The organism is Deltaproteobacteria bacterium, assembly GCA_016219225.1.
GTDB lineage: Bacteria > Desulfobacterota > RBG-13-43-22 > RBG-13-43-22 > RBG-13-43-22 > RBG-13-43-22.
Window position 1 is genome coordinate 22567 of the sequence record JACRBX010000098.1, and the last position, 7483, is coordinate 30049.

A 7483-nucleotide genomic window follows, 5' to 3' on the forward strand; every position below is an offset into this window, starting at 1 on the left:
TTAAAAAGCAATGGTTTTGATTTTCTTGCCCTTTCACTTTTGACACGTTCGTAAAAAGCTATGAAACGCCGCATTGCGGCAATAAAAAAGCTAAGTTATTTGGAAGTCGACAAGCATCCATTGTCGTCATTCCCGTGGAAACGGGGATCCAGTCCCGCCAAAGGAGTAATTAAGAAGTTATGATTAACATGGATTCCCGCCTGCGCGGGAATGACGAGTTTATACATAATCATCAATTTTAATGAATATCTAAAAAGTCGCCAAAACTCGCATTACGTCATTCCGGCGAAAGCCGGAATCCAGTCTTTTCAATTGGTTCTGAACCCCGGCGCCTGCCCCGAACCCCGGATCAAAGCCTGCCCCGGACTTGATCCGGAGTTCGCCCTCCGGGTGTGGTCCCCTACGGGATGGAGGCCGGAATGACGCATCGCGGGCTTCAGTGACTGGACGAATCCTTCACTTTTATCCGGACCGTCAACGCAAACTGCGGATAAATGCCCCCACCGCCCCGCTGCCCTGCTGTTCCACGATCCGGATCGTCTGGGAGCCGATGACGGCAATATCGGTCTTGCCTTTTAGAAAATCGACATCGCTCTTATCCTTGATCCCGAAACCTACGGCCAAAGGAAGAGAGGTGGCCTCACGGCATCGGACCAGATAGCCGGCCATTTCTTGTGAAAAGGAAGTGTCGGCACCGGTGACCCCTTTCCGACTCAGACAATAGATAAACCCCCGGGCCAGAGAAGCGATATGACCCATCCGACTGTCCGGAGTAGTGGGAGAAAAGAAAAGGATGGGCGAAAGCCCCTGCTGTTTCATGACCCGGAGGTACTCATGGCCTTCTTCAGGAGGCAGGTCAGGGACTATGGCTCCTTTGAGATTCCCTTCGGCCAGGGCCGTAGCGAATTGGTCGAGGCCGAATTTAAACAAAATATTGTAATAACCCATCATGAAAAAAGGGATGTCAAAACGGCCGGCCATTTCCCGCGCAAAGTTCAGGCATTGCCGGACCGTCACCCCCTTTTCCAGGGCTTTCTGGTTAGCCTGGAGGATCACCGGTCCGTCGGCCATCGGTTCCGAAAAAGGGATCTGCAATTCCATCAGATCCACACCGGCCTTGACCATGGACTCGATGACTTGAAGACAGGTCTCCCAGGATGGATAACCCAGGACCAAATGGGTCATCAATAAAATATCTTTTTCCGCCCGTCTTTTTTTAAGGTAAGAATCAAATGGCATATTCATTGGCTTTCTCCTGAATAAATACCTTCCAACTCGGATCATCAAAGGCATCGGCGATGGTGAAGATATCCTTGTCGCCCCGCCCCGATTGATTGATCAGAATAATGTCCTCCCGGCTTAACCGGCCGGCCTCTTTAAAGGCCTGGGCAAAGGCATGGGCCGATTCCAGTGCCGGGATCAACCCTTCTTTTCGAATGGTAAGGGACAGGGCATCCATCACCTCCTGGTCGGTTACGGCCTCAGCCCGAATCCGGCCTTGTTCCTTGAGGGCGGATAAAATCGGCGAAACCCCAATGTAATCCAGGCCGGCAGCCACACTGTGGGTCTCTCTCATCTGGCCGTCTCCATCCTGTAAAAAATAGGTCTTATAGCCCTGGGCCACCCCAATGGACCCGTCCTTTGAAGCCAGCCTCGAGGCATGTTGGCCGGTTTCAAGTCCCTTGCCCCCGGCCTCGACGCCTACCAGTTCCACCGGATCATCTAAAAAGGCCCTGAAAATCCCCAGGGCATTTGAGCCGCCCCCGACACAGGCATAGATCCCCTTGGGGAGTTTGCCTTCTTTTTCCAGGATCTGTTTCCGGGCTTCCTGACCGATAATGGATTGAAAATAAGAAACCATTTCCGGAAAAGGATGGGGACCGCAGGCCGTGCCGAGTACATAATGGGTGTCATCCATATGGGTGATCCAATCCCGAAAGGCGGCGTTGATGGCGTCCTTGAGCAGGCCGGTCCCTTCGGTTACCGGAACGACTTCGGCCCCCAGACGCTGCATCCAGAAGACGTTGGGTCTTTGCCTCTTGACATCCACCGCACCCATATAAATGGTGCAGCGTAAACCAAATTTGGCGGCCATAGTGGCCGTGGCCACCCCGTGCTGGCCGGCCCCGGTTTCGGCAATGACCCTGGTCTTTTTCATCCGTTTGACCAGAAGTCCCTGGCCCATAACATTATTGGCCTTGTGGGCCCCGGTGTGGTTCAGGTCTTCTCTTTTTATGTATAGCCGTGCCCCACCGAAGTGACGACTCAAATTTTCAGCAAAGGTCAAAGGAGTAGGACGGCAGGAATAGGTGGACATGATCTCCTCATATTCCCGCCAGAAGACCGAATCGTTTTTCGCCTTTTCAAAGGCCTCCACCAGTTCATCGAAGGTGGAAACCAGGATCTCCGGGATAAAGGCCCCGCCGAAGATCCCATAATAACCGCGGGTATTCATTTTATTAGGTGCTCCTTAAATTCAAAAAAAAGATGCAAGATGCAAGTTTCAAGTATGAAAAACCAAATCGGAGTTCAGGGATCGGGGATCGGGGATCGGGGGTCAGGGATCGGGGGTCAGGAAAAAAACAAAGATGCAGATTGCAAGTGGAAAAACCTTGAACCCTGTATCTTGCCCATAGCCTATTGCCCATAGCCCATAGCCCCTAAAAAATTTTTCATGCCTTGTCGGTGCCCCACCCCAACCCCCTCCTTCCCCTCTCTGCGGCGTAGGCCTTCGAGGAAGAGGAGGCATGAGGGCTTAATTCGAATCCCGGCTCCCGGACTCTCGATTCTTTAATAACTTTCATCAACTGCTTCATCCGCAGCGGGTCCTTTTTCCCGGGTCTTTCTTCGATGCCGCTGTTGACATCCACACCGTAGGGCTTTACCGTTGCAATCGCCTGCCGGATATTCGAAGGATTCAGACCCCCGGATAAAAAGACCGGCAGGTTGAATGCCTTGGCTTTGATCGCCAGATCCCAGGGAAAGGTACGGCCCGTGCCTCCGGCCATCCCCTTCTGATAGGTATCCAGAATCACGGCCTGCACATGGCCTTGATAGGTGCTTATGGGCAGCAGACTCGTTTCATCCAGGACACGAAAGGCCTTGAGGGCCTTGGGCCTGAATCTTCGGCAAAAATCCGGCGATTCTTTTCCATGGAGCTGGACCTGGGTGAGCCGGCAAAAATCGGCAATATCCTTAATCGTTTTTTCTTCTTCATCCACAAAGACCCCCACGGTCATTACAAAAGGGGGCAGGAACCCGATAATGGAACGCACCTTTTCGGGACTGATCTGCCGGGGACTCGGGGCCAGGATAAAACCCAGGATGTCGGCACCCAATTCAACTGCCAAAGAAGCATCCTCATAATTGGTAATCCCGCAAATTTTTACTTTAACCATAACGCTTCGGTTTACGGCTCAAGGTGCGCGGTACAAGGTAGAAACCAGAATTAAGCGACCAGCAGCGAATTGTCCTTGCACCTTAGACCTTATACCTTTCTTTCCTCCTTCCTGCTTCAATCAACTCCCTGGTTTTTTCCAGGAGATTATCACTTTTCATCAACGAGGTTCCCACCAGAACGGCCTGAATCCCCTTTTCCGCCAAAAGACGGATATCTTCCTTATGCGTAATGCCGCTTTCGCTGACCCGGATACAGCCTTTCGGGATGAGAGGGGCCAGATCAAGGGTAGTCTGGAGGTTGACCTCAAAGGTAGATAAATCCCGGTTATTGATCCCGATCATTTCGGCGCCACAAACCTTGGCTTTTTCAAGATCCTCTCTATCATGGACCTCAACCAGGGCGGCCATGCCCAGTTGACGACTGAGATCAAGAAAATTTCTCAACCGGTTTTCGGATAATATTCGGGCGATCAGCAGAATGGCATCGGCCCCCCCATGGAAGGATTCTTTTATCTGAATCTCATCAATGATGAAATCCTTGCGCAATACCGGCAGGGCCACGGCCTTTTTAAAAAACGGCAAGAGCTTCAGGTCTCCACCGAAAAATTTTTGATCGGTCAGAAAGGAGATGGCGGCGGCTCCGGCCTCTTCATAAATCCGGCCGATTTCGATGGGGTCCATCTTTTCCCGGATGATACCGGCCGACGGAGAGGCAAACTTGATCTCGGCGATCAGATTAATTTTTCCTGATTGTCCGATGGCCTTTTTAAAATCCCTTCGCAGAGGCAGGCCGGGGAATTGAGGAAAGGGGGCCGTCTTTTTTTTCAGCTCCCGGACCTCTCTTTCCTTTTCAGCGATTATTTCGATCAACTTGGAATGCATGGTTGCTTCCTACAAATTCTTCCGGACAAAAGGGGCACACTGCCGGGTAAAGGCGATCAGTTTTTCCAGCTTTTCCCTGGCCCGTCCGGAATCGATGGACTCTTCGGCCCTCTTGATCCCCTCGCTAAATGTTTTATCCAGACCCACGGCCATAAAGGCGGCAGCGGCATTGAGCAGGACCATTTCCCGCTTGGCACCCGGCTCCCCGTTTAAGAGGGCCCGGATAATCCCGGCATTCTCAGCGGCGTTTCCCCCTTTAATGTCCTCCGGCACGGCCCTCTTAAACCCCACCTCTTCAGGAGAAAAGATGAAAGTGTCTACCCGGCCATCTTTGAGATGGGCGATATGGGTGGGGCCGCAGATACTGATTTCATCAAAGGTCCCTTCTCCGCAAACCACAAAGGCCTCTTTGGTCCCTAAGCGTTGAAGGACCAGGGCCATCTTTTCGGTCAACTCCGGGGCATAAACCCCCAGGACCTGGGCCGAGGCCCCGGCCGGATTGGTCAGAGGCCCCAGCAGATTGAAGATGGTTCGAATCCCTATCTCCTGCCGGGGTTTGGCGGCATATTTCATGGCCCCGTGAAACAGGGGGGCAAAAAGAAATCCGATGCCAACCTCCAGGATGCATCTTTCCACGTCAGTGGTGGTCAGGTTTAAATTGACTCCCAGATTTTCCAGGACATCGGCGCTTCCACATAAACTGGAAACGGCCCGGTTGCCGTGCTTGGCCACCCGGACACCCGCCCCGGCGGCCACAAAGGCCGTGGCCGTGGAGACATTGAAGGTTTTTGTGCCGTCCCCGCCAGTACCGCAGGTATCCAGAATGGTTTCATCTTCAATGTTGATTTCATCCCGATCGATATTGACCAGGTTATTCTTCAGATTGATCCGGGTGGCCTTGGCCCTCATGGTCCTGGCCGCCCCGGTGATCTCCTCCACGGTTTCCCCCTTTAATCTCAAGGCCGTGATAAAGGCCCCGATCTGGGCATCCGTGGCCTGCCCGGTCATGATTTGATCCATTATCCCTTCCATTTCTTTCTCCGTCAGATCCTTCCCACTGACGATCCTGGCGATAGCCTCCTTGATCATGATCTTCCTCCCTCCGAAAAATAATTTTTATTAAATATTCATGCCCACGGGGCACCTCGTGATACCTGAAAATGCTTCACGGGGGCAATAGGCGATAGGCAAGGTACAGGGTTCAGGGTTTTTCCACTTGCAACCTGCAACTTGCAACTTTATTCTTAAATTCAGCCCTGCCCCCCGGGCCCCGACCCCTGATCCCATTTTTCATGTAACTTACATCTTGTATCTTGAAACTTTATTTTCAAATTGAACCTCATCCCCTTCCATATCCATAGAGATCGATGAAATTCTTGATCAAACGATCCCCCTCAGGGGTTAAAATGGATTCGGGATGAAATTGGACCCCTTCCACCCGGCTGTTTCGATGACGCAGTCCCATGATTTCTCCCTGATCGGTCCAGGCACTGATCTCCAGGCAATCCGGCAAATCCTTTTTTTCCACGATCAGGGAATGATAGCGGGTAGCCACAAAGGGATTGGGCAAACCCTGAAAAATGGTCCGCCCGTCGTGATGGATCGGGCAGGTCTTGCCATGCATGATACGGTCGGCCCGGACCACCGGGGCGCCAAAGGCATAACCGATGGCCTGATGCCCGAGACAAACCCCCATCAAGGGAATGGATGAAGCAAACTCCTGGATCACCTCTACGGTAATCCCGGCTTCCTTGGGGGAGCAGGGACCGGGCGAGAGAAAAATGAGATCCGGGGCCAACGCCCTGATCTCGGAAAGGGTGATTTCATCATTGCGCCTGACCAGCAGATCCTTTTCCAACCGGGCGATATACTGGACCAGGTTGTAGGTAAAGGAATCATAATTATCGATCATCAAAATCATAGCTCCAGCCCCCTTTCAGCCAATTGGATGGCTTTGAGCATCCCCTTGGCCTTGTTTAAACTCTCCTGATATTCAAACTCCGGGTCGGAGTCGGCCACGATGCCGGCCCCGGCCTGCACAGAAATCTTTTTGCCTTTGAGCATGATAGTCCGGATGGTGATGCAGAAATCCATGTTTCCGGAGAAGCTGAAATACCCGACAGCCCCTCCATAAGATCCCCGGGCCGATGGCTCCAATTCATGGATGATCTCCATGGCCCTGATCTTGGGTGCACCGGACAGGGTGCCGGCCGGAAAGGTGGAGGCCAGGACGTCGAAGCCGTCTCTGCCGGCTGCCAATTCGGCCTGGACATGGGAGACCAGGTGCATGACATGGGAATAGCGTTCCACCACCATCAATTCCGGGACCTGGACCGTACCGATAGCGGCGATCCTACCCAGGTCGTTCCGGCCCAAATCCACCAGCATGATGTGCTCGGCCCGCTCCTTGGGATCGGCCAGGAGTTCCTCCATAAGCCCTTGCTCTTCATCCGCATCGACTCCCCGGCGGCGTGTCCCGGCAAGAGGTCTGACCTCCACCCGGCCTTCTTCCAGACGGACCAGGATCTCAGGGGAGGAGCCGATCAACATAAGATCTTCCAGTTTTAAGAAAAAAAGATAAGGGGACGGGTTGATATAACGGAGGGCCCGATAGAAATCGATGGGATCGAGATCGTGTTCCCCTTCAAAGCGCTGGGACAGGACAACCTGGAGGATATCGCCATTGACGATATAGGATTTGGCCTTCTTAACCATTTCCTGGAAAGCTTCCCGGGACATGTTGGATTGAAGAGAAAGGGGTGTTTTTGCGGGAGAGGCGGTTGAGCCGTTGGAAATAGGGGTTTTGAGCAGTTTCAGGAGGGTATTGATTTTTCGGAGGCCTTCCTGATAAACCACAGCAAGATCTTCCCCGTCCTTGATGTGCATACAGGCCACTACCTTCAGGGTATGCCGCAGATTGTCAAAGATGATCAGGGTATCGGTAATGATAAAAACCGCGTCTTCGGAATAATCCTTGGGTGGATGGGATGGAAGCCTTTCAAAATAGCGGACCATCTCATAGCCCAGGAATCCCACGGCCCCGCCATAAAATCGGGGAAGCCCTTCCACCGGAACGGGGCGGTATTGATCCAGGATATTTTTCAGGATCTTCAAGGGATTCCCCTGGTGACAGACCTTCTGTTCCTCCCCGTACTCCACGATCAGGCACTCCTCCCCTATAACTTTAAAGATGAGCGCCGGG

At 52.7% G+C, this 7483-nt stretch carries 7 protein-coding genes; all 7 read right to left on the bottom strand.

Annotated elements, in window-relative coordinates; translation table 11 throughout:
• Positions 1-474: 474 nt before the first annotated feature.
• Positions 475-1239, bottom strand: a complete 765-nt coding sequence (locus tag HY879_08835; protein ID MBI5603450.1) for a tryptophan synthase subunit alpha — start codon at positions 1237-1239, stop codon at positions 475-477.
• Positions 1229-2455 carry a tryptophan synthase subunit beta gene (gene trpB, locus HY879_08840; GenBank protein MBI5603451.1) on the bottom strand — a complete coding sequence of 409 codons (1227 nt, stop codon included), beginning with the start codon at positions 2453-2455 and terminating at the stop codon, positions 1229-1231. The genes HY879_08835 and trpB overlap by 11 nt, the downstream gene beginning before the upstream one ends.
• A 217-nt stretch (positions 2456-2672) precedes the next feature.
• On the bottom strand, positions 2673-3398 hold the full coding sequence (locus HY879_08845) for a phosphoribosylanthranilate isomerase (GenBank protein MBI5603452.1): 726 nt from the start codon (positions 3396-3398) through the stop codon (positions 2673-2675).
• Between the two features lie 82 nt (positions 3399-3480).
• On the bottom strand, positions 3481-4281 hold the full coding sequence (trpC, locus tag HY879_08850) for an indole-3-glycerol phosphate synthase TrpC (protein MBI5603453.1): 801 nt from the start codon (positions 4279-4281) through the stop codon (positions 3481-3483).
• A 9-nt stretch (positions 4282-4290) separates the two neighbouring features.
• Entirely contained in the window at positions 4291-5370 is a 1080-nt protein-coding gene (gene trpD, locus HY879_08855) for an anthranilate phosphoribosyltransferase (protein ID MBI5603454.1), read from the bottom strand.
• A 250-nt stretch (positions 5371-5620) separates the two neighbouring features.
• On the bottom strand, positions 5621-6202 hold the full coding sequence (locus HY879_08860; protein MBI5603455.1) for an aminodeoxychorismate/anthranilate synthase component II: 582 nt from the start codon (positions 6200-6202) through the stop codon (positions 5621-5623).
• Positions 6199-7483: chorismate-binding protein (locus HY879_08865; protein MBI5603456.1), on the bottom strand; the 1285-nt coding region annotated here is incomplete at its 5' end. The genes HY879_08865 and HY879_08860, both read right to left, overlap by 4 nt.

Excerpts from the sequence above, each read along its gene's own strand:
- trpD (MBI5603454.1), bottom strand. The coding sequence starts at position 5,370 with ATGATCAAGGAGGCTATCGCCAGGATCGTCAGTGGGAAGGATCTGACG.
- HY879_08835 (MBI5603450.1), bottom strand. The coding sequence starts at position 1,239 with ATGCCATTTGATTCTTACCTTAAAAAAAGACGGGCGGAAAAAGATATT.
- trpC (MBI5603453.1), bottom strand. The coding sequence starts at position 4,281 with ATGCATTCCAAGTTGATCGAAATAATCGCTGAAAAGGAAAGAGAGGTC.
- trpB (MBI5603451.1), bottom strand. The coding sequence starts at position 2,455 with ATGAATACCCGCGGTTATTATGGGATCTTCGGCGGGGCCTTTATCCCG.
- HY879_08845 (MBI5603452.1), bottom strand. The coding sequence starts at position 3,398 with ATGGTTAAAGTAAAAATTTGCGGGATTACCAATTATGAGGATGCTTCT.
- HY879_08860 (MBI5603455.1), bottom strand. The coding sequence starts at position 6,202 with ATGATTTTGATGATCGATAATTATGATTCCTTTACCTACAACCTGGTC.